The organism is Kitasatospora sp. NPDC018058 (assembly GCF_044327205.1).
In the GTDB taxonomy this organism is placed as follows: Bacteria; Actinomycetota; Actinomycetes; order Streptomycetales; family Streptomycetaceae; genus Kitasatospora.
The window spans coordinates 158,345-178,630 of the sequence record NZ_JBIRFA010000018.1 but is presented as its reverse complement, the minus strand read 5'-3'; the positions used below and the strand labels follow the sequence as shown (position 1 = coordinate 178,630).

Here is a 20,286-nt window from a genome sequence, read left to right as displayed (position 1 = left end):
GGGTGATGGTGTGTCAGAGTCGTGGAGTGACAGTGCAGGCGACTCAGTCGGTTCCGCTGCCCGCGGCATCCGGCGCCTGGTGGCTGCCCGCACTGTCGCCGGCCGAGCGCGATGCCCTGCCGCCCGGACGAACTCCACGCTGGGCCGAGTTGGTGGAACAGACGCTGCGCCTCGCCGAGTCGGCGCCCGGCGGGCGGATCCGCTCGCTCCCCGGGGCGGGCCCCGAGGGCCGACTGCTGCATCCGCTGCGGCCGTTCCTGCGGACCACCTCCCGCCACTTCGCGGCGGCGAACCCTGCCGCGGCAGAGCGGCGAGTGGTGTGGGCCGGTGCACGGCGCCACCTGGCCGACGGCTTGGTGCGGCTGGCTGGACGCACACTGGTGCAGGAGTTGGGACACGCGCGCCGGGCCGGAACCTTGACCGGGCAGGACGGGCGGGAGCGGTTCGACGCATTTCTGCGCGAGGTCGCCGCCGGGTCGGCCCTGGGTGCGGTGCTGCACCGTCATCCCGTGCTGGCCCGGCTGCTGGCCGAACGGTGCATGCGCACCGTGGCCGCAGCCACCGAACTGCTGAAGCGGCTCCACACGGACCGGGAGCAGCTCACCGCCGCCCTGCTCGACGGCGAGCCCGGTCGGTTGACCCGGGTCCGCTTCGGACTGGGGGACCTGCATGCGGCGGGCCGGTCCGTCGCCGTGCTGGAGTTCGACGGCGGGCAGCGCCTGGTGTACAAGCCGCGCCCGCTCGGTCTGCACGCCCGGTGGAACGAACTGCTCGCCTGGTTCGGCGGACGCCAGCCCCGACTGGCGGCGCGAGCCGTTCGGTTGCTGCCGCAGGCGGGGTACGGCTGGGCCGAGTACGTCGCGCCGCGCCCATGCCGGTCCCAAGCCGAAGTCGGGCGGTTCTACGAGCGGCTCGGCGCCCAGCTCGCGCTGCTGCACGTGGTGAACGCGGTCGACATCCATGCCGAAAACCTCATCGCCGCGCGCGACCAGCCGGTCGTGGTGGACGTGGAGACGCTGTTCCACCCGTGCTGGGTGCCCGTCACCGACGGCGGCGCCGATCCGGCCGCCCGGGCGCTCGCCGCGTCCGTGCAGCGGACCATGGTGCTGCCGAACCCGCGCTTCGGCGACGGCGGTTCACTCGACCTCTCGGCACTCGGTGGCCAGGCCGACCAGTGGACGCCGGACCCGATGCCCGGGTGGGCGGACGCGGGCACCGACCTGATGCGGCTGGTCCGCCGCCCGGCCCGCTGGCCGGGTGCCGACAACCGCCCGCTGCTGGCCGGGAGACCCGCCGATCCGGCCGACCAGCTCGACCGGCTGCTGTGCGGATTCCGCGCCGGCTACCGGGCGATTGCCGCACATTCCCATGAACTGCTCGGTGAGCAGGGGCTGTTGTCTCGCTTTGCGGGTGAGACGATGCGCCTGGTCGCGCGGCCCAGTCAGAGCTATGCGACGCTGCTCGCCGAGGCGACCGAGCCGGAGCTGCTGCGTGACCGCTCCGGTCGGGAGCGGGCCTTCGCCGCACTGCACGACGAGACCGGCTACCCGCACCTGCACGTGCTGGCGCCCCACGAACTCACCGACCTGCTCGCCGGCGACGTCCCGTTCTTCACCATGACCCCCGCCGCCCGCACCCCGCGGACCTGGGACGGTCGTGAACTCCCGTTCCTGCTCGACGAATCCGGGCTGACGGCCGCCGCCAGGACGATCCGGGGGATGTCGGAGGGCGACCTCGACCGGCAGGCATGGCTGATCCGCGCCTCCCTGGCCGCCGGACGACGGTCTCCGGGCCGCCATGCTCCGGGGCGCCCCGCTGCCGAATCCAAGGACGCCTACGACTGTGACCTCGGTGCCCAGGCGCTGGAGCTCGCAAGGGGGATCGGGGAGGACTTGCTCGCCCGGGTTTGTCGGGGCGAGGGTCGGGTGAACTGGCTCGGGCTGCAGGAGGCGGGGCCAGGACAGTGGGCGGTGTTGCCGATGGGCATGGCGCTCGGCGACGGCTACACCGGCCCGGCGCTGTTCCTCGCCGAGCTGGGCCGGCTCACCGGGGCGGTCCGCTATCAGGAGGCCGCCGACCAGGCCGTCCGCGTCCTCCCCCAGCTCCTGAGGCTCTTGGCGGAGCACCCCGAACTCGCGCGTGCTGTGGGGCCGGGCGGCTTCTCCGGGCTCGGCGGCATCAGCTACGCCACCGCCCGGCTCGCCACCCTGCTGGACTCCCCGGAGCTGAGCGCCGCCCTGCCCGCCGGCCTCGCCGCACTTCACACGGCCGCTGTCGATCCGGCAGCCCCCATGGACATCGCCGACGGCCTGGCCGGTGCCCTGCTCGCGGCCGAGGCCGTGCACGCTCAGACGCGGCTGCCGGCAGCTGCCGAACTCTCCCACACTGTCAGGACCTTGGCGCGCCATCGGCCCCGTCCTGAGCGGCCCGGATTCCTCCACGGCCACGAGGGCGTCGCGTGGGCCCTGCGGGAGCGAGCGGCGGTGGACCTGGCGGACTCCGACGGCCCCGGCCGGTGCCCGGACTGGGTCGGCCGGGCGCTGCGCGCCCGCAAGGCGGACCAGCACCTCGCCCTGTTCGCCGACCGGGTGCCGATGCCGGGCCACTCGCTCCGCCACGGCGAACTCGGTCTGCTGGAACCACTGGTGGAGCTGATGCCGACCGATGCCGGCCGGCGCCGTACGGCCGCTCGACTGGTGCGGTCCGTCGAACAGCAAGGCGCCCGTTGCGGCACCCCCGGTGAGGTGCCCACACCCGGCCTGCTGACCGGACTGGCCGGCATCGGCTACGGCCTGCTGCGGCTCGGCTTCGGCCCCAGGATCCCCTCGGTGCTGCTGTTGCGACCAGCAGCAGGACCGGGGCCCGTCGAACGAGAGGGAGGGCATCACCATGATGGACGGCGAACTGCTCGACAACGTGGACAACGAACTGCAGGAGACCGACGAGCGTCGCACGGCGGCTGACCACGCGGCCCGCCGAGCCCGGCTGCGGGTGGCGATCCTCGCCGGCCTGACCGTTGGCTCGGCTGCCGTGGTCGTACTGGGCCAGGGGGATCCAAACACAAGCACCGTCGCGAGCATCACCATCTGAGACAGCGTCATTGTCCGAGACAGGTGGTGGGGCCGCCTTCGGGCGGCCCCACCACCAAGCAGGCCATCTGACGTTGCGTCGGACTGGTCGTCGGTCCAGCCGGTATGGGCGGGCGCGGTCCGGGATCAGTGGGTCCTGACGACGCCCGCCGGGTGGAGCAGGCCGGGCGCCCGGGTGGATCGGGACCATGACCTTGGTTTCCGCTGACTTCCTCTCGGCGATGGAGAGTTATCGCGGGCTGTCAGCCAGTTGGCCGAGATCGAACACGGCGGTGACGGGCGCGTGGTCGGACCAGCGGTCGGCGTGGGTGGCCGCCCGCTCGACGTAGGCCTCGACGGCCTTGTCGGCAAGATTCTTGGTGGACACGATGAGGTCGATTCTCCAGCGGATAGACGCCTTTTCGAAGAAGGTCCACACGTTCGAGAGTGTCTGCCGGCCTACGCTCAGGTCCTTCGGTCCGTCCTGGAAGTCGGACACCAGATGCGTCGGCGGTCCGCCTGGTGCGAGCTCCGGATCCGGCAACTCGGCGTTCAGGCCGCAAAGTTGCACAGGGCCGTAAGGGCCGCGTGGACCTCCCGTTCGATCTTGGCGTAATGCCCGGGCGGGCTGCCGTAGGCGGGGTGGAATCCGGACTCCTCCTCGTGCCCGGTCTCGATGGTGAAGGCGAAGACCGGCGCTCTGGTCGGGTCGTCGAACTGCCGGCGGAAGGCGTAGTCGTCGGAGGTACCGGTGACCGGGCCGCCCACTGGGTGGTAGAGCGACGCGCTCTGACCGACCGCGTAGGTGGAGTGTGCACGCTGGGGGCTCGCGGTGGTGACGGTCGGGTCCACACCGGCGCTGCGCAGGATGGCGTCACGCATCTCACCGGCGATGGTGCCGAGGGTATTGCGCACGAAGTGCGGCGGGGAGTTGGTGACGAACTCCTGATAGTCGAGGCGGCCCGGCGGCAGGGCGGGGCTGCCCGGGCGGAGGCCGTCGCGCTTGCCCGTCCAGGCGGGCGAGGAGAAGTTCATGGACGGGTCGCTGCCGTTGTCCTCGATGCCCCAGCAGAGCAGGACCTTGCGGCCGAACTGGTGGACGTCGACGAAGTACGTAGCCCGGGTGTGGTCGATGAGCCACTGTGTGTTGGCGGTTTCCGGCTCGGATGCCGCGGACGGTCCCCGGTAGGTTTCCTGCCTGCTGTCCGTGGAGGCGGGGCCGTCCCGGTAGAAGGACAGGTAGACCGCCATGTCGTAGTAGTCCTCGAATTTCCACGCGATGTCGTGGTTGCGGTTGATGTCCACCCCCATCCTGGCCGGGTCGGGATGGGGTCGCCGGTTCTTGCGCCAGCCGGCCTTGACCGGGTCGGTCGGCGGGTTCAGCTGGTCGAACAGCCGGCCGTCGGGGTTGATCAGCGGCGCGACGTAGAGGTCGACCCCGTTCAGGATCCGCTCCACCTCGGTGGCCGTGATGGTGAACGGGGGGTAGTCCACCGCCGGCCCGGCCGGGAGCGGCAGGCAGGACAGTGCGGGGAAGACGATGTCGGCGCCGGTCGTGCGGCTCACCAGGAGGTTCTGCGCGAAGTGGACCAGCGCGTCCGGCGGCGCGTACTCGCGTGCGTGGACGCCACCGGTCAGCACCACGGCGGGACGGCCGTTCTGCGGTGCGTCCGCGATGCGGACGAAGTGGATCTTCCGGTCCTCGACGCTGAGGTTCGGGAACTCACTGAGCGTGCACAGGGCGGGGAATGTCGCCGCGAGGTCGGCGAGCGCCGCCTCGATCTGGGCCGGGGTCTGCGGCACGGTCGGCGTGGCGTAGGGCGGGGGCATCGCTCACACCTCCCCGCGCTCGGCGTACCCCTGGCCGATCACGGCCGACATCCGGGCGTGGTGCTCGGCGACGCCCTCGGAGGAGAGCAGCACCGTCACCTGGGCACCCTGCGCAACCGCCGCCTCGACAGCCTGGTCGGAGGCGTACGCCGCGACCTTGTACCGGTAGTCGGGGCGGGCCTCCAGGCTCGAACGCACCAGGTGGAGCTCCGGTATGCCCTGCACGGCGCGCAGGACCTCCTCGGAGCCTTCGATCTGAACCAGGCTCACAACACTCACCACCTCGCCGGCGGCCCCGCTCGACGGCTGCGGTGCGTGAGCGCGGGGCCAGGCCTGCCCGCTGCGTCCGGAGCCGCTTCCGGGCCCGGCCGACCGGAGCCCGGACATACAGCATCACCGCTGGTCCGCACCGGTCCGTGTGACAGACGATGACTAAATCCCGAGCACCAAGCCGGGCTTCCCGCAGTCGGGTGCGGGGAACCCACGCACGCTTTCAGCCTGGCACACCGGGCCCCGGACGTAAACCGCAGCTCGGCAGCCAACGGGGCGCGGTCGGCGTGCAGATCGACGACCCGTCCGACGCGCCTTCGTGCCCCCGGCCCGCGCCCGGGCGGGAGGCGGAATGCCGGTGGCTGCGCCGTCGTGTCAGAGTGGCGCACGGCCGGCAGGTGGCGGCCCGGGAGAACCGCGGCGGGGGTGTCGGGAGTGGCGGGAAGATCGACGCGCAGACGCTGCTGGACGCTACCGTCGGTGCCACCGGGAGCCCGGACTGGTCCGAGCCCACGAGGCGGAGCCACTGCCGGTGCCGGCGCGGTACGGCCTCGCCGACCGCCCCGATCTCCACCGTCCTCGACATACCGGCGGGGAGCGTCCACACCATCGCCGCCGACCAGGCCGACACCACGGTCGAGGTCCTGCCCTCCGACGCCTCGAAGAACCGCGACGTGAAGGCTGCCGAGCAGACCCGGGCCGGCTATACCGACGGCTTCCTGTTGATCCAGGCCGCGCTGCCGAAGAGCCAGCTCATCGGCAACACCGAAGCCGTCGAGGTGATCGTCCGGTTGCCCGCCAGCTCCCGGATCGAGGCGAAGGTGGCCAGCGGCGGGTTCCGGGCCGTCGGACGGCTCGGCGACATCACCTTCGAGGGCGTGGAGGTATGCCCACTCCTCGCCACTCTCAACTTATAGCGCACGGGGGGCCTTGCGGCAAGGCCCTGATCACAAAGCACAATCGCCCACTCAAGGGCAGGATCTGATGAAGCAGGAGATTCACGGCATGCGTGTGGTGTTGTCGACGTACGGGTCGCGCGGGGACGTCCAGCCCCTGGCGGGACTGGCGGTGAGGCTGCGGGAGTTGGGCGCGCAGGTGCGGGTGTGCGCGCCGCCGGACGAGGAGTTCGCTGAGCTGCTGGCCGGGATCGGCGTGGAGCTGGTGCCGGTCGGTCAGTCGGTGCGCGAGCTGGTGACCGGCCCGCGGCTTGCGGCGTCGGAGATTCCCGACCGGGCGGCGACGTTGGTCGCCCAGTTCTACGACGCGATCATCGGGGCGGCGGAGCCGGGTGACGCGGTGGTGGCGACGGGCCTGTTCGCGGCGATCGCTGGCGCCCGGTCGGCGGCGGAGAAGCTGGGCCTGCCCTTCACGTACCTGGCGCTCCAGCCGACCGTGCTGCCGTCCGCGCAGCACCGGCCGTTCGAGTACCCGATACAGCCGTACCCGGAGGGGGTCACCGACATCCCGGCGCTGTGGGACCTCAACATCGGGGCGATGAACGCCCTGTTCGGCGAGGCCGTCAACTCCCACCGGGCGTCGGTGGGCCTGCCGCCGGTGGACAACGTCCGTGACCACGTCATCGCCGACCGGCCGTTGCTGGCGACGGACCCGGTCCTGGACCTGTGGGAGCAGTCGGACGGTCTCGGTGTCATGCAGACCGGCGCGTGGACCCTTCCGGACGAACGCCCGCTGCCCGCCGACCTGGTGGCGTTCCTGGACGCCGGGGAGCCTCCGGTGTACGTGGGCTTCGGCAGCATGCCCCTGAGCGGTGCGCAGGACACGGCCCGGGTGGCCGTCGAGGCGGTCCGGGCCCAGGGCCGCCGGCTCCTGCTCGGACGCGGCTGGGCCCAGTTGGCCCAGGTCGACGACGCGAGCGACTGCTTCGCCGTGGGGGAGGTCAACCAGCAGGCGCTGTTCCCCCGGGTCGCCGCCGTCGTCCACCACGGTGGCGCGGGCACGACCACCACGGCTGCCCGAGCCGGTACGCCGCAGGTGGTGGTCCCTCAGATCGTCGACCAACCGTACTGGGCGGGCCGGGTGGCCGCGTTGGGCATCGGCGTGGCCCACGACGGACCGACCGTGACCGTCGACTCCCTGTCCCTCGCCCTCAAGGAGGCCCTCATGCCCGAGACCCTTGCCCGCGCCACCGAGGTGGCCGCCACCATCAGCACCGACGGCACGACGGTTGCCGCGAAGCTCCTCCTCGACGCGGACAGCCGGGCCGCAGCCCCGGCGGCGCCGTTCGCGCCGGTGCTGACCCGTCACGGCGACGCCGAGACCTGCGCCGACCCCAGCTCCGTCATGCGGCTGTTCGCCGACTCCGACGGCACGGCCGACGGCTTCACCAGTTACCGGTCCACGTTCGCCAAGGGAGCCGTCGGGGCGCCCGCGCACTTCCACACCAAGGCGACCGAGATCTTCTTCGTGATCAGCGGCTCCCTCCAGGTCCTGGTGGGAGAGGAGATCACCGTCCTCGACGCCGGCGCGCTCGCCGCGACCCTCGCCGAGGCGGAGGCGGCCGGGTACGACCCCGGCGAACTCCTGCAACGGGCAAGGGAGCAGAGGGAGCTGGGCAGCGCGGACTCGGTGACCGCGGTGATGGTCTGGCGCGTGCGAAGGCTGGCGAAGCTGTCGGCCGCACCGCCCGCACCGGCCCCGTCGCGGCCCGCCACGGGCCCCGTCCAGCCGCCCGCAACAGGGCCTGCCCAGACGTCCGAGGCGGCCCGTCGGCCGCGCCGATAACCGCCACAACGGGCCTCGGCGGGGCCTATAGCACGGGAGGCGGCCGTTTTAAAACGGCCGCTCGATCCGGAAGCTGAATCCCCTCGCCTGTCGGCGGACGCCCACCAAAGCTCCGCCGACAGGCGCACCAGCACGTCCCAAACCCATCTACCGGCCCGGAGATTGATGTCAGTCTTTCCCTTCGCCGACGAGCCCGACCACGCCCAGGAGCCCGCCGACAGCGACAACGACGAGCAGGCGCAGCGCCGCCCGCACCGACAGCACGACTGGCTGATGCGCTGCTACCTGATCCGCGGCGCCGACGGGTTCAACAGTGCGGTCATCACCTACGCCGTGCCGCTGATGGTCCTTGCCCTGACCCACTCGCCGGCCTGGACGGGACTGGCGTTCCTGCTGGAGTGGCTGCCGCGCCTGGGCGTCATCGCCAGCTCCGGACCGCTGATCGACCGTCACGGACCCGTCCGCACCGTCTTCGCGGCCAGCACGCTGCGCGCCGCCGCCGCGCTGCTGACCCTCGCCGGACTGTCGCTGGGGGCAGGCGTCGTGGCCGTCCTCGCCTTCGGCGTGGCGACCGGCATCGCCGCCCAGGCCAGCTTCCTCGCCTCGGAATGAGCTGCCCCGTATTTCGTGGAGTCCGCGATTGTGTGATCAAGCGGTCTGCGGGACATGTTTGCTTGGAACTCCCCGTTCCCCATAGCGCTTTCCGTCTGCCGCAGGCGAACATCAACGGCCCCGGCCGCAAGGAATGGACCTTGCGGCCGGGGCCGTGGTTCTGGTGGCGGGTCAGGCCCCCCGGCGGCGGCGGGACGATGTCTGGCCAGCGGGCGCGGTGGCCGGCGCGGTGGTGCCCGCAGAGGCGCGGTTGCCGAGGAGAGCGGCTGCCGCGCGGCTGGGAATCTCCCGCTTCCGCTGCCACAGAGGCCGAACTTTGGTTCAATGGCCGCAGTTTCGGCGTGACCATGCAGCAACCAACCGGGGGCGAAATGGGTTCTGAGGCTATCGGTTCAGAGCAGGTGACGGTCCGTGGCGTCGTCCGCGCAGTGATCGCCCAGTTGGAACCGGACGAGGTGACGGCCCTAGACGGGCTCCTGCGCCACGACGACGAGCAGGTCCGGCGGTGGTTGGGCGGGCGGCGTCGCGGCGGCGGGCCGGTCGGGTTCGGGCTCCACGACGTGGTCCTGGTGCTGACGCCGGTGGTGTGGATGGTGGTCGAGGAGGCCATCCACGAAGTCGTCGGCAAGGGAGTCGACAAGGGTGCCAAGGGCATCGGGGCGGTGTTCCGACGCGTCTTCCGGCGTCGGCGCGCAAACGCGAGCACCCCGCCCGCCCTCCCACCCCTCGACGAGGACCAGCTGTCCCGCGTGCGCGCGATCGTCGCGCAGTCCGCCAAGCGGCGCGGTGTCCCGCAGCGGCGCGCAACCGAGATCGCCGACCTGGTGGCTATGCAGCTGGGGCGCGGCGATGGCCGACGGGAGTGAGAGCGGCCTAGCGTCAAGGGACGTGGACGACGGCTCCGGTCCCCGGGTCGACGAGCGGGCCTTGGTCGCTGGCACCACCTTACGGTTCGTGATGCTGGTGGTCCTACTGCTCACGCTGAGCGCCCCGATCGCGCTGCCCGTCGTCTCGCAGTTCCGGACTACGAAGCCGGACTACGTCGGTTGCGAGCGGGCCGCAGGTGTGGATCCCCAGCATGCCGGGGACGCGTCCAGTTACGCCCAGGTTATGTCCCAGGAGGTGCCGTTCGCAGCGTGCCTGTCCAAGTACGCGCCCGGGCTTCCGCTGTGGACGCTGGTCGTCTGGCCGGTCGGGCTCGTGGTCGTCGCCAGCGGGGTGTTCGCAGGGCTGCCGGTGGTTATGCGCCGGCGGCGGCACGTGGCGCCCTTGCCGCCACCCGACGACGAGGGTCAGCCGCAGGCGCTGCTGGAGGAACTCGCGTTCACCGCCGGTCTGCGCCGTCTTCCGGTCGTGGTGCTGGACATGGCGGTGAAGTCGCGCGGCGCGGAGGTGTTCGGCAGCGACCGCCGGCCGATCGTGTCCATCCCAAACGGGCTGCTCGAGGCCGCGGACCGGGACGGGTCGCGGGCCGTGCTACTGCACGAGTTCGCCCACATCAAGAACCGCGACGTCACCGTCACCTACGCGACCGTCGCCCTCTGGCGGGTCTTCGCCGTCGTCGTCCTGCTGCCCTACGCGGTGTGGGAAGGCGATCAGATCTACCGGAACACCGGCCTGTTTCACTGGCCGCCGACCGTGACGCCGGGTTTGGTCCGCGCCGTCCTGCTGCCCGTCGCCACAGTGGCACTGGTCTACCTCGCGCGCTCGGACGTGCTGCGGACCCGGGAGCTCTACGCTGACCTGGCCGCCGTGCGGCACGGCGCAACCAAACGCAAGTGGGAGGTTGGGGAGCCACCCCCGCAAGGCGGCAGGATCAGTGCGGCCTGGGCGTCGTTCACTGAGTTGTGGCGGACCCACCCGAGATGGGAGCTGCGGCGGCACGCCCTCGACGATCCTGCGCCGCTGTTCGGTATCCAGGTGCTGCCGACGTTCCTCGTAGGCGTCGTGGCAATCCTCCTCTCCGTCGACCTGCCGACGTACCTGGTCCCGTTCACCTACCAGATGAGCATGTGGCTGGAGCAGGCGATGGCGCTGGTCCCGGCGCTGGTGGTGACCGGGGTCGTCGGCGTCGCGCTCTGGCGGGCGGTCGCGTTCGCGGAGTCGACCGAGCGCCCGGCGCCGTCCGGCATCCGGGTGGGTTTCTGGCTCGGTCTCGGGATGGCAGTCGGCGACCTGCTCGTCGGGAACTCCTCTGGCAGCGGCTCCGAATGGTGGCCGACCCGGCCGGCGGTGCTGCTGCTGCTGCTCGGCGCGGGCATGGCGGTCATGTGGTGGGTGGCGCAGTGTGCGCGATTGGCGGCAAGGACGTGGCGCGGCCGCAGCCTGCTGGTCCCGATGACGATCGGCCTGACTGCGACCTGCCTGATCCTGATCGTGTGGTACTCCTGGTGGGCGCTGATCGGCGTGGCCGTCGCCAACGGCTTCTCGCCTTCGACCACCGGGATAAAGGCCAGCCTGGAATGGCTGTTCTCCGCCTCAGGACTTGAGCATTCCGCCACCCTCACGGCGGCGGCCGAGGCGTTCCCCTGGCTGAACTTCCTCTTCCTGACCCCGCTGGTCCCGGTGGCCACGGTCCTCGCGTGGGCCGTGCCCGCGGCTGCGTGGGCGGCGGGTCCGGCCGGCGGCGTCCCGGGGTGGATGGCCCGGGTGCGGACCGGCCCCGGCGACGGGTGGCGACGGCCGCTCACGGTGCCGCCGCTGCGGCGCGTCATGGTCCCGGGCCTCGTCGGCGGCGCCGTCGGGACCGCTGCGGTCTTCGGGGTCCAGGCGTACCTCCACCACTGGCAGCCGCGGCCGCCGCACTCCGGTCACTTCGCGTTGGCCCAGGTGGTGTGGATCCTGCTCGCCCTGGTGGCGAGCGCGGTGGGCGCGGCGGTGGCGGCCTTTGTCACCGCCGGTGGTTTCCGGTTGCTCGCCACCCTGATCGCCGCCGAGACCGCTGCCCTGGTGGGGATCTTCGGGATGTCCCTGGTCGTCACCACGGACGGATGCCTCCCCGCTCTGAACACCATGGGGAAGGGCTGCACGTGGCAGCCGCCTTGGGACCGATGGCACCATCAGATCTTTCCGATGCTGCTGAGTAGCGTGGTCGTGACCGTCGCGATCCTTGCCGTCGTCGTGGCCGCAGTCGGATCCGTGGTACTGCGGCTGGCTGGGCACCAGGACGACGACAACAGACCGTCAGACGTCTTCTCGCCGTCCTCCCCACCTACGGGCCTGACACGGCTGCGCTTCGGACTCGGCGGCGTCGCCACTGTGGCCGTGGCAGTCGCGGTGGGGCAGATGGCGTACCTTGAGCGCACGTACGTCATGACCACCACGCCGGCCGGCGTTCAGGCGGCCACGCGAGGGTCGGTCCTGGTACCCACGACGCAGGCTGACACCCAGCTCCTGGCCGACCAGGTCCACGCCTGGGACCGCCTCGGCGGGCTGTGGATTCTGAACCAGGCCACTACCGACTCCAACCAGTTGGCCAGCCAGATCAACACCGCTCTCGCGACCAAGAAGACAGCGTGGCCCTACTTGGGCCCGATCGGCACTACCTGTGACCAGTTGGGCCGCCTGGCGCCCTGGGCGAACGGCAACTACTTCCGCGTTCCCGACGCACAGGCCGGGCTGTCGTTCGCGCAGTTCGGGATCGACGCCGCGAAGGGAGGCCAGGACTGCCGCCAGGGCCTGAACCAGAAGAACTCCACCCTCTTCAATCAAGGACTACGCGAGCTGGTCCAAGCCGGGAAGGACATCACGGCGACTAAGACCAGAATCGACACGGTATTGCGTGCCGGCGGGTATCCGGGCCTCAGCTGACCGGAACGCGCTGGTGGACGACGCCAGGGTGATGGTCAGCGAGTTGGTCGCCAATGCTCCGGACCTTCAGGCCGCCAGCCAGCGCCACGTGCAGCGCGTCGAACACTTCTTGCAGGACCGGGATGGCGATCGGATCGAGTTCTATCTGTAGGTGGCACACGCTGTTGTCACCGTTGGGCGGTGGGGCGAACGAAGAAACCGTCCCCGGCGGGCTCGGCCGGGGGCCACCGCGGCCGAGAAGCACGGGCTTCCACCTCGCAACCGGTCGCACCCCCCCCGAGGCCTAACACCGCCCTTGGTCTGCGAAGACCCTCGACCGAGTCCGCCCAGGCCGTGACGAAGTGGGGGCTTGCCGCCCGCGGGGAGGGGGTTCGTGATGCGATCGGTGAGTTCCATGTCAGCCCGGGCGGCCGGGCGGCGGTCACGTCCTTCGGGGGGATTCGGAAGCGTTGCCACGGGAGGTGCCCGGTGTCGGCACGCCGTGAGTGGCCGGGAGCGGCGGGATCGGACCGGTCGGGGTGTGGCGGTGGGCGGTGGCCGCGCTGCGTCGGTCGGCGCGGGCCGGGTGCAGGTCGGCGGGGCGGTGCAGGATGTCGGCGGCTACGGGGCCATGTGCGGCCCACACGGTCATCTCGTGCCAGGTCTCGGCGGCCAGGTCCTCGCGACTGCGGTCTGCCTCGGGGCCAGGCTGTGCTGGGGTGGGCCAGGTATTCGCCTGGTGGCGGGCACTGTCGAGGGCGGATGCCAGTGCTCGCAGGTGGTAGTTCCAGCTGCGGTGGGTGTCCGCGTCGGGGTTGAGCCGGCGGGCGGCTCGGCGGGCGTCGTCGAGGTAGTCGGGGCCGTGCCGGAGCACCTGTTGGAAGTGCCTCACGCCACCGTGGCGCGGCAGTACTGGACTGTGTGTCAGAACCAGGCGGCACTAGCGAAAAAGAGGACTCCCCGTGCAAAACCGGCAGGTGGGCTCGTGAACTGCCATGATCTGCGGGCGCGTCTGGGGGCAGCGGTGGGATCAGACGATGTGGACACGCTCAATGTTGCCGTCCTTGTCGCGGAGCAACAGCGCTTTGCCGTCCTTGAGCTCTTCGGCGAGGAAGCCGTAGACCTGGACCGCTCGGTTCACGGCGTCGGGGCGCGTGAGATTGTCGGCGGCCATGATCTTGGCTAGGGCCTGCTGGCCCAGTGTGGTCAGGGTGAGACTGAAGCGCTCACTGGCGGGTCGCTCCTCGGGCATGTCGAACCCTCCTTCCTGCATGGTCGTGGACTGCACTGGTATTAGTTTATACCAAACTTGCTGCATTGGTGCATCACATGCGATGCAGATCTGATGCACTTGTCGCTTCCGGGCTATATGCTGACGATCGTCGCGGCCGTCAGGCACCAATGCCTGCAGCCGTGTCACCCCCGAGGCCGCACCGGTGCAGCCCAACGCCCTAGAAGGAGCCCTTGTGTCCGATACGTCCCACCGCGTCGCCATTGGCAGGTCAGTCCCAGGTTCGGTGCACAGGGATTCCGTGCCCTAGCGGCGCGCTGACGCACCGGGCTTGGCCTGGCCGATCGAGTCACTTCGCGTGGGTCGGATCGCTCGCCAAGCCGATCAGAGGACGGTCCTCTGACGGCTCCGACAAGGAGCACCATGAACCACACCCAGCAGATCGGCTCCGACATCATGTCGGACAGCCAGACCATCCCGACGCAGGCACAGGAGTCCAAGGCCGAACCCCGCGAGGTCGCCATCAAGGACACCCACTTCGTCAAGACCCCGGAGAGCGCAGAAGCATCGTTCACGCTCAACCCCACCGGAGCCGAAGGGAAGGTCAAGGTGCCCGAAGCCAGTGCCGAAAAGCTGATCAACGGCATGGGTGAACTCGCCACGCTGGCCGCAGCCCCGGCAGGCATCTTCACCATCATCAAGTACGGCAACGACAGCGGCATGCCGCACATCGCCCTCTCGGTCGCCATGCTCATCCTCGCGAGCGCGCTGGCCATCGTCGTCGTCACCCGCACCCTGCGCCATACGGCGCGTTAACCGCCGACTCGTCCGCACCCACTAGGAACAGCGCAACACCACGTCGAGCAAAAACAGCGGGAGCCCGCAGCCCGTCCCCGGAACTGCGGGCTCCCGCTTGCACTTGGTGAAGCTTCGATCGACCGTCGCAGTCCGGGGAGCTCCATGTAAGCCGGAGCGTCGGCATCGCAACTCGGCAACTCACAGACAGGTCAGGGCAGGCGGCTGACACGCTGGCATCCCGATCGCCGAGCTAGTGGAGGCATCATGGCTTCAGCGCAGGCCGGGCCACTCGTTCAGGCCGTAGGCGACCGCGTACAGCACCGATGCGGTGATCTCGGTGGGGGCCTGCTCGTCGAACGAGACCGACCACGGTTCGCCGAAGCGGTCGTCTCCCACGGTCAGGGTCAGCCGGCCCTGCCCGGCGGGCGCTGCGGCGGGCCGGGTCAAGGTGGCGCGCTCGCAGGCGCTGACGAGGGCGACGTCCGGATCGGCGCTGTCGTGGCGGAACCAGCCGAAGTGGGCGCCGAGATGCCAGGGGACGTCTTCGTGGCCGGGGCCGGCGAGGTGGATCGGGGTGACGGCCAGCAAGCGCTCGGCGTCGGCAGGGGTGGTGGGCACGGGTTCTCACACGAGATCGGGGCCAGGCCGATTCAACGGCCCAGCGCGGGATTGCGGTTGGGTAGCGACAGGGGCGGCGGCCGATCAGTGGGGCCGCTGGGGTGCTGCGGAGTCGGTGGGATGGTGCGGGTGGTGGCGGCGTGCGCGCGGCCAGCAGTGGTGGAGGCGTCGAGCCAGGGCCGGGCCGCCATGCGGAGCAGTGCGCGTTGCTCGTGCACGGGCTTGGTGTCGAACGCGGCGACCATGGCGGGCAGGCGGGGATCGGACAGGCTGACGGGGTGCAGGCCGGCGGCGTTCAGGGCGAGCAGGACGGCCTCGGCCTCGATCAGCGGCGCCAGTTCCTCTGGGAGTTGGAACATCTGGCACATCACGTGGCCGCCGCCGGCGAGCGCTTTGGACGTCCGGTCCTCGTCGTCGAAGCGCAGTTCCCATGCCTGGTCGAGTAGTTCGGTTGCCGCGCCGTGCAGCGTGGTGCTGTCGAGGGGGAAGGTCGGCATCGGCCGGTCCGGGACCTCGGGGAGGTTGGTGGCCGGCTGGGGTGACTGCCAGGTGGCGGGCCGGTCGTCGGCCAGTTCGTTCATGCTGGGCATGAACGACGCGATCTCCCGCTCCACGGCGAGGGCCAGGGCGTGGTCGAGGTCCGGCAGGAGCCTGGTCGTTCGTGGACCGCTGGTGGAACGACCCAGACGCCTTCCCGGACGACCGCCGGGGCGAGAACATGTTCGCCGCCTACCGCGGCCAGCCGCTCATCCGGGCGTTCCTCGACCACCCCCACAGCCTCCGCCGGGGCAACCTGAGCTTCCCCAACCCCGCGGAACACCCCGTCATCACCCACGACGGCGACCGCGACGCCTACATCCGCCGGCTCACCTCGCCGTACCCGCCGAGCACGGACGTGCTCACCCTCGACGGCTGGTGGCTGGAGGGTGGCAGCAACGCCGTGCACGCCACCTGCGACCCGAGCCAGTGCCCCCACGAACGGCCGGGGCCCACCGTGTGGCCAGGCAGTGAGGCGTACCTCGCCTCACTGCCCGGCGACACGATCCTGGTCCGGCTGCGCGGGCACGTCTGACGTTCTCTTCGGCGCTGTCGAGACCGGTGAACAATCCGCGCGAGCCCGCACCATCGCCGCCGGCCTCCGCCACGCCTCCTACGAGCCCTTCACCCGCCTGCTCGACCTCCTGGGCATTGCCTGACCAGCGAACTCGCGAGATCACCGGACTTTGCAACACCCCTGCCCGTGCACCCAGATCGACTTCCCGGTCCGGGACTCGTGGAGGAAACGACAGAACAGCACGAGGTTCAGCGCATAGGTCTCGATACCATTCGTCGCCCGCGCCGCCGCCAGACGACTTTGGTTTTTACAAACCGAGTCGTTTCCAGAAGATCAACTGACCCTCACTCAGGAACCGGTGATCGCCGTGTAGTCCTTTTGCGGGGCCGTAGCAGCTGCGGTCGTCACTCTGCGCAGATCGCGCGGCGACCGCAGCAGCCGAAGCCAACTGCCCGAACTTCACGAAGTACTAGAGGAGTTGGTCAAGGTCGAAGACGGCGGTCACTGGCGCGTGGTCGCTCCAGCGCTCCGCATGGGAGGCCGGTCGCTCGACGTAGGCCTCGACGGCGGTGTTCGCAAGTGTCTGACTGGCCATCAGATAGTCAATTCTCCAGCCCGAGTCGTTGTCGAAGGCTCGGCCGCGGTAGGACCACCAGGAGTAGGGGCCGGTGCGGTCGGGGTGGAGGGCGCGGACGACGTCGACGTAGCCGGCCTCGTCGTAGACGCGGGAGAGCCAGGCGCGTTCCTCGGGGAGGAAGCCGGCGGACTTCTGGTTGGCCTTCCAGTTCTTGAGGTCCTCGGGGCGGTGGGCGATGTTCCAGTCGCCGCAGACCACGACCTCGCGGCCGTCGGCGGCGGCGCGGGCGCGCAGGGCGGTCAGGTGGTCGAGGAATTCCGCCATGAAGCGTTCCTTCTCGTCCTGGCGTTCGGTGCCGACCTCGCCGGAGGGGAGGTAGAGGCTGGCGACGGTCAGGCCGGGAAGGTCGATTTCGACGTACCTGCCCGTATTGTCGAATTCCTCCGATCCGAATCCGATCGCGGTGCGCTGCGGCTCCTTGCGGGAGAGGACGGCGACGCCGGCCCGGCCCTTGGTGACGGAGGGGGCCCAGACCGCGTGCCAGCCGTCCAGGTCACGCAGTTCGACGGGCAGTTGTCCGGGCTCGGAGCGCACCTCCTGGAGGCAGATCACGTCCGCCTCGGTTCCGGCCAGCCATTCGATGAAGCCCTTCTTGGCCGCCGCCCGGATTCCATTCACGTTCACACTCGTCACCACGATCACCCGGGCAGCGTACCGACTGGACCCGCCCGCCCCGAAGTGTGACGCGCTGCGGCCGGTGGTGCCGAGCCGCCCGTCAGCGGCTGTCGTGAACGCGGCATGAATCCCCGCGACAGTCGTATCAAGCCCTGCCATTGGTCTTGACCATCTCCGGAGGCAGCACCTAGGGTCGCTTACTGCAAGGACCTTTAATAAAGAAGGACGGATAAAGGACCGCTCTCCCACCTGCCGCAACAGCGGGCAGCGGGCCCGGATCCGCCCTCCTCGTCAGGGCGGACAGAAGCAGGGTGGAGGACACGGTGGGAACGACAGGACAGCTTTCGTCGGTGCCGGAACCGAAGTACTGGCACCTGCGCACGGTGCTGCTGCGGGCCATCGACTCGGAGTTCTCCACCGGCCAGGTCCTGCCGAACGAGCGCGAGCTCGCCGCCCGCTTCGGCGTGGCCCGGGCCACGCTGCGGCAGGCGCTCGACCAGCTGGAGCTGGAGGGCCGCCTGGTCCGCCGCCGGGGGATCGGCACCCTGATCGCCGCCCCGCGGGTCGGCGTCCCGGTGAACCGGCAGGAGGAGGGCTGGCCCGGCGCCGGCCGCAGCCAGGCCTGGCGCACCGTCGACTGCACCACCGCCCCCGCCTCCGCGCAGCTGGCCAAGAACCTGGGCATCGCCGAGGGTGCCACCGTGCACACCGTCCGCCGGGTCCGCATGGTCGAGGGCCGTGCGATGGCGAGCGAGTCGCTGCACGTCCCGGCCTCCGCGCTGCCCCACCTGCCCGGCTTCCGGGCCGAGAGCGACCGCGCCCGCTCGGTGCTGCGCCAGCTGGAACGCCTGGAGGTCGACGGTGAGGCCCGCGCCGTCGAGCTCGGCGTCGCCGAGGCCGAGGAGGCCCTGCTGCTGGAGCGCCCCCCGGGCACGCCGGTGCTGGTCATGACCACCCAGTACGCCTCCGCGGGTCGTCTGGTGGCGCTCGCCGTCGCCACGTACCGGGCGGACACCTGCAAGCTGACCTTCGGCGAGACCGGTCTGGTCGAGGTCACCCCGGTCGGCGCGGCGACTGAGGTCCGCACCGCCTCCTGAACCATCTCCCGACACCCTCAGGCAAAGGCTCGGACGCCCAAGTGGCGTTCGGGCCTTTGCCGTTGACGGCGGACGATGGCGGGCCCGGTCGAATCCGGATCCGGTCAGATCCGGGGCGGGGCGACGGCGAAGAGCTGGTCCTCGACGTGGTCCAGGGCGACCCGCAGGGCGCCCATCGCGACGACCTCCGAGCCCAGCGCCGCCAGCGCCACCTCGGGGGCGCGCAGGGTGAACTGGGACAGCCGCTCGCGCAGCGGTTCCAGCACGCCGTCCAGCCCGGCCGCCCAGCCGCCGATCACCACCAGTTGCGGGTCGATGGCCAGCACCAGCGCCGCGACGCCCTGCACCAGGCGGGTGAGGAAGCGGTCCATGGCGACCTTGGCCACCTCGTCGCCCTCCCGGGCCAGCCGCAGTACGCGGGCGACCGCGGCCTCGTCCAGCGGGTTGAGCGGCTTGCCGGTGGTGGAGAGCAGCTTCTCCGGGGTGACCTCCTGGCCGAGCAGGTGAAGCGCGCCGATCTCGCCGGCCGCGCCGCCGAAGCCGCGGTGCAGTCTGCCGTTGATCAGCGAGCCGGCGCCGGGGCTCAGGCCCGCCATCACGAACACCACGTCGTCGGCGCCGACCGCCGCGCCCTGCCAGTGCTCGGCGATGGCGGCGAGGTTGGCGTCGTTCTCGATCAGGACCGGGCAGCGGAACGAGCGGCGCAGCCGGGCGCCGAGGTCCAGGCCGGTCCAGCCGGGCATCGCGGTGCCGAGGCGGACGGTGCCCTCGCGGTCCACGATGCCGGGGGTGCCGATGCCGACGGCCCACAGGTTGTCGCGGGAGATCCCGGCCTTGCGCAGCACCTCGGCGACGGCGGTGCGGACGGCGGCGAGCCGGTCCTCGGCCTCCAGGGTCTCGTCCACCGGCTTGAAGTGACTGCCCACCACCTCGCCGGTGAGGTCGGCGAGGATGAGCCGGACGTCGTGCACGCCGATCTCGATGCCGAGGATGTGTCCGGCCTCGGCGCGGAAGCGGAACCAGCGGGCCGGGCGGCCGCGGCGGCCGGTGCTCGACTGGCCGTCCTCCCGGGGTTGTTCGACCTCGGCCACCAGTCCGGTCTCGACCAGACCCTCGATCACGCCCTCGACGGTCGGCCGGGAGAGTCCGGTCTCACCGACGAGCTGAGTGAGAGTCACGGAGTGGCCGGCCCGCAGCGCCCGAAGGGTGACCGCCGCGTTGATCCGTCGCAGCAGCGAGGAGTCTCCTCCGGTGAGCCGATCCGCCAATGCGATGCCCTTCGCCGTTCGCGCGACTGCCCTGGCGCGCGGTGTCGAGTGCGCGGAGCCCACCGAATGGCCCGCGGGGTGGTGCCCCCGGGGACACGGCACGGGCGGCGGGGAGCCGCCTGCACCAGGGCCGGAAGGCTGGGGGCCTGTCCGATGGAGCAGCCCGGACCGGAGCCTACCCGGGTACCGCCCGGCGCGGGGAGGATGCCCGCAGCTCATCCGGGCTTCGGTATCGAAATGGTACGGATCGGATGGTGGCGCGCGGTCGGGCCACAAGACACGCCCGCACCGCGATCAGGGCAGTGCCGGTCGGTCACGGACGGTCCGTGACCCGGGCGCCGCGCCCCGCACGGACCAGCTGAGCGCACGGACCGACGGCGCGCACCGCCCGGAGCGCCCGTGCCGAACGCACCGACCAGCGCGAGCGCACCGACAGCAGCGAGCCGACGCTCAGCCAGGAGCACGCCGACAGCGCGCTGAGGACCGAGCCGGCCGAGCCGATCGACAGCACACTGCCGACCGACCCGACGGAGAGCACGGAGCCGACCGAGCCGATGGACAGCAGCGAGCCGATGGAACCGATGGAGGCGATCGAGCCCAGTGAGGCCCGGGAGCGGATCGAGCGCACGGAAGCGGCCATGCGCCCGATCGTAGTCG

The 20,286-nt window shown here is 71.0% G+C and carries 20 protein-coding genes and 1 pseudogene; 11 read left to right on the top strand and 10 right to left on the bottom strand.

What is annotated here, in order from left to right; genetic code table 11:
- Window positions 1–32 precede the first annotated feature (32 nt).
- Window positions 33–2,963: a type 2 lanthipeptide synthetase LanM family protein gene (locus ACH4E7_RS25790; protein ID WP_396251410.1), complete on the top strand. Its 2,931-nt coding sequence runs from the start codon at window positions 33–35 to the stop codon at window positions 2,961–2,963.
- Window positions 2,890–3,090 (top strand): hypothetical protein, encoded by a 201-nt coding sequence (locus tag ACH4E7_RS25785; protein WP_396251409.1) that lies wholly within the window; start codon window positions 2,890–2,892, stop codon window positions 3,088–3,090. The genes ACH4E7_RS25790 and ACH4E7_RS25785 overlap by 74 nt, the downstream gene beginning before the upstream one ends.
- 228 nt (window positions 3,091–3,318) lie before the next feature.
- On the opposite strand, the gene ACH4E7_RS25780 is transcribed toward ACH4E7_RS25785, so the two are convergent.
- From ACH4E7_RS25780 to ACH4E7_RS25770, 3 genes are read right to left on the bottom strand one after another with little or no spacing between them, the layout of a single operon-like run.
- Window positions 3,319–3,567: a hypothetical protein gene (locus ACH4E7_RS25780; protein WP_396251428.1), complete on the bottom strand. Its 249-nt coding sequence runs from the start codon at window positions 3,565–3,567 to the stop codon at window positions 3,319–3,321.
- Window positions 3,568–3,620: 53 nt separating this feature from the next.
- Window positions 3,621–4,898, bottom strand: a complete 1,278-nt coding sequence (locus ACH4E7_RS25775) for a M14 family zinc carboxypeptidase (protein ID WP_396251408.1) — start codon at window positions 4,896–4,898, stop codon at window positions 3,621–3,623.
- Window positions 4,899–4,901: 3 nt separating this feature from the next.
- Window positions 4,902–5,168, bottom strand: a complete 267-nt coding sequence (locus ACH4E7_RS25770) for a hypothetical protein (RefSeq protein ID WP_396251407.1) — start codon at window positions 5,166–5,168, stop codon at window positions 4,902–4,904.
- Between the two features lie 566 nt (window positions 5,169–5,734).
- Here ACH4E7_RS25770 and ACH4E7_RS25765 point away from each other — a divergent pair.
- The 6 genes and pseudogenes from ACH4E7_RS25765 to ACH4E7_RS25740 form a co-directional block, all read left to right on the top strand.
- A pseudogene (locus ACH4E7_RS25765) lies at window positions 5,735–6,046 on the top strand (hypothetical protein); the annotation flags it as partial.
- A 106-nt stretch (window positions 6,047–6,152) separates the two neighbouring features.
- Window positions 6,153–7,910 (top strand): nucleotide disphospho-sugar-binding domain-containing protein, encoded by a 1,758-nt coding sequence (locus tag ACH4E7_RS25760; protein ID WP_396251406.1) that lies wholly within the window; start codon window positions 6,153–6,155, stop codon window positions 7,908–7,910.
- Window positions 7,911–8,075: 165 nt separating this feature from the next.
- On the top strand, window positions 8,076–8,522 hold the full coding sequence (locus ACH4E7_RS25755) for a hypothetical protein (protein ID WP_396251405.1): 447 nt from the start codon (window positions 8,076–8,078) through the stop codon (window positions 8,520–8,522).
- Between the two features lie 341 nt (window positions 8,523–8,863).
- Window positions 8,864–9,388 carry a hypothetical protein gene (locus tag ACH4E7_RS25750; RefSeq protein WP_396251404.1) on the top strand — a complete coding sequence of 175 codons (525 nt, stop codon included), beginning with the start codon at window positions 8,864–8,866 and terminating at the stop codon, window positions 9,386–9,388.
- Window positions 9,389–9,410: 22 nt separating this feature from the next.
- Complete coding sequence (locus ACH4E7_RS25745; protein WP_396251403.1) at window positions 9,411–12,332, top strand: M56 family metallopeptidase; 2,922 nt, start codon at window positions 9,411–9,413, stop codon at window positions 12,330–12,332.
- A gap of 13 nt (window positions 12,333–12,345) precedes the next feature.
- Entirely contained in the window at window positions 12,346–12,483 is a 138-nt protein-coding gene (locus ACH4E7_RS25740) for a hypothetical protein (protein ID WP_396251402.1), read from the top strand.
- A 270-nt stretch (window positions 12,484–12,753) separates the two neighbouring features.
- On the opposite strand, the gene ACH4E7_RS25735 is transcribed toward ACH4E7_RS25740, so the two are convergent.
- Window positions 12,754–13,203 carry a hypothetical protein gene (locus ACH4E7_RS25735; protein WP_396251401.1) on the bottom strand — a complete coding sequence of 150 codons (450 nt, stop codon included), beginning with the start codon at window positions 13,201–13,203 and terminating at the stop codon, window positions 12,754–12,756.
- A gap of 138 nt (window positions 13,204–13,341) precedes the next feature.
- Complete coding sequence (locus tag ACH4E7_RS25730) at window positions 13,342–13,599, bottom strand: hypothetical protein (protein WP_396251400.1); 258 nt, start codon at window positions 13,597–13,599, stop codon at window positions 13,342–13,344.
- Between the two features lie 366 nt (window positions 13,600–13,965).
- On the opposite strand from ACH4E7_RS25730, the gene ACH4E7_RS25725 reads away from it, so the two are divergent.
- A complete protein-coding gene (locus ACH4E7_RS25725) occupies window positions 13,966–14,358 on the top strand; it encodes a hypothetical protein (RefSeq protein ID WP_396251399.1) in 393 nt (130 codons plus the stop codon).
- Between the two features lie 252 nt (window positions 14,359–14,610).
- Here ACH4E7_RS25725 and ACH4E7_RS25720 read toward each other — a convergent pair whose 3' ends face one another.
- On the bottom strand, window positions 14,611–14,958 hold the full coding sequence (locus ACH4E7_RS25720) for a hypothetical protein (protein ID WP_396251398.1): 348 nt from the start codon (window positions 14,956–14,958) through the stop codon (window positions 14,611–14,613).
- A gap of 32 nt (window positions 14,959–14,990) precedes the next feature.
- On the bottom strand, window positions 14,991–15,548 hold the full coding sequence (locus tag ACH4E7_RS25715) for a hypothetical protein (protein WP_396251397.1): 558 nt from the start codon (window positions 15,546–15,548) through the stop codon (window positions 14,991–14,993).
- 71 nt (window positions 15,549–15,619) lie between these two features.
- Here ACH4E7_RS25715 and ACH4E7_RS25710 point away from each other — a divergent pair, with 71 nt between their 5' ends.
- Window positions 15,620–16,030 (top strand): hypothetical protein, encoded by a 411-nt coding sequence (locus tag ACH4E7_RS25710; RefSeq protein WP_396251396.1) that lies wholly within the window; start codon window positions 15,620–15,622, stop codon window positions 16,028–16,030.
- A gap of 451 nt (window positions 16,031–16,481) precedes the next feature.
- On the opposite strand, the gene ACH4E7_RS25705 is transcribed toward ACH4E7_RS25710, so the two are convergent.
- The gene (locus tag ACH4E7_RS25705) at window positions 16,482–17,291 is read right to left on the bottom strand and encodes an exodeoxyribonuclease III (RefSeq protein ID WP_396251395.1); all 810 of its coding nucleotides are present in this window, start codon (window positions 17,289–17,291) and stop codon (window positions 16,482–16,484) included.
- 296 nt (window positions 17,292–17,587) lie between these two features.
- On the opposite strand from ACH4E7_RS25705, the gene ACH4E7_RS25700 reads away from it, so the two are divergent.
- Window positions 17,588–18,361, top strand: coding sequence for a GntR family transcriptional regulator (locus ACH4E7_RS25700; protein ID WP_396251394.1), 774 nt, complete (start codon window positions 17,588–17,590; stop codon window positions 18,359–18,361).
- A gap of 104 nt (window positions 18,362–18,465) precedes the next feature.
- Here the strand turns inward: ACH4E7_RS25700 and ACH4E7_RS25695 are convergent, their stop codons facing one another.
- Entirely contained in the window at window positions 18,466–19,629 is a 1,164-nt protein-coding gene (locus ACH4E7_RS25695; protein ID WP_396251393.1) for an ROK family protein, read from the bottom strand.
- Window positions 19,630–19,942: 313 nt separating this feature from the next.
- Window positions 19,943–20,269 (bottom strand): hypothetical protein, encoded by a 327-nt coding sequence (locus ACH4E7_RS25690; protein ID WP_396251392.1) that lies wholly within the window; start codon window positions 20,267–20,269, stop codon window positions 19,943–19,945.
- Between the last annotated feature and the right edge of the window lie 17 nt (window positions 20,270–20,286).

Bases quoted from the DNA above. Each gene is read 5' to 3' on its own strand.
- ACH4E7_RS25785 (WP_396251409.1), top strand. From the start codon at position 2,890: ATGATGGACGGCGAACTGCTCGACAACGTGGACAACGAACTGCAGGAG.
- ACH4E7_RS25760 (WP_396251406.1), top strand. From the start codon at position 6,153: ATGAAGCAGGAGATTCACGGCATGCGTGTGGTGTTGTCGACGTACGGG.
- ACH4E7_RS25690 (WP_396251392.1), bottom strand. From the start codon at position 20,269: ATGGCCGCTTCCGTGCGCTCGATCCGCTCCCGGGCCTCACTGGGCTCG.
- ACH4E7_RS25715 (WP_396251397.1), bottom strand. From the start codon at position 15,548: ATGCCCAGCATGAACGAACTGGCCGACGACCGGCCCGCCACCTGGCAG.
- ACH4E7_RS25755 (WP_396251405.1), top strand. From the start codon at position 8,076: ATGTCAGTCTTTCCCTTCGCCGACGAGCCCGACCACGCCCAGGAGCCC.
- ACH4E7_RS25775 (WP_396251408.1), bottom strand. From the start codon at position 4,898: ATGCCCCCGCCCTACGCCACGCCGACCGTGCCGCAGACCCCGGCCCAG.
- ACH4E7_RS25725 (WP_396251399.1), top strand. From the start codon at position 13,966: ATGAACCACACCCAGCAGATCGGCTCCGACATCATGTCGGACAGCCAG.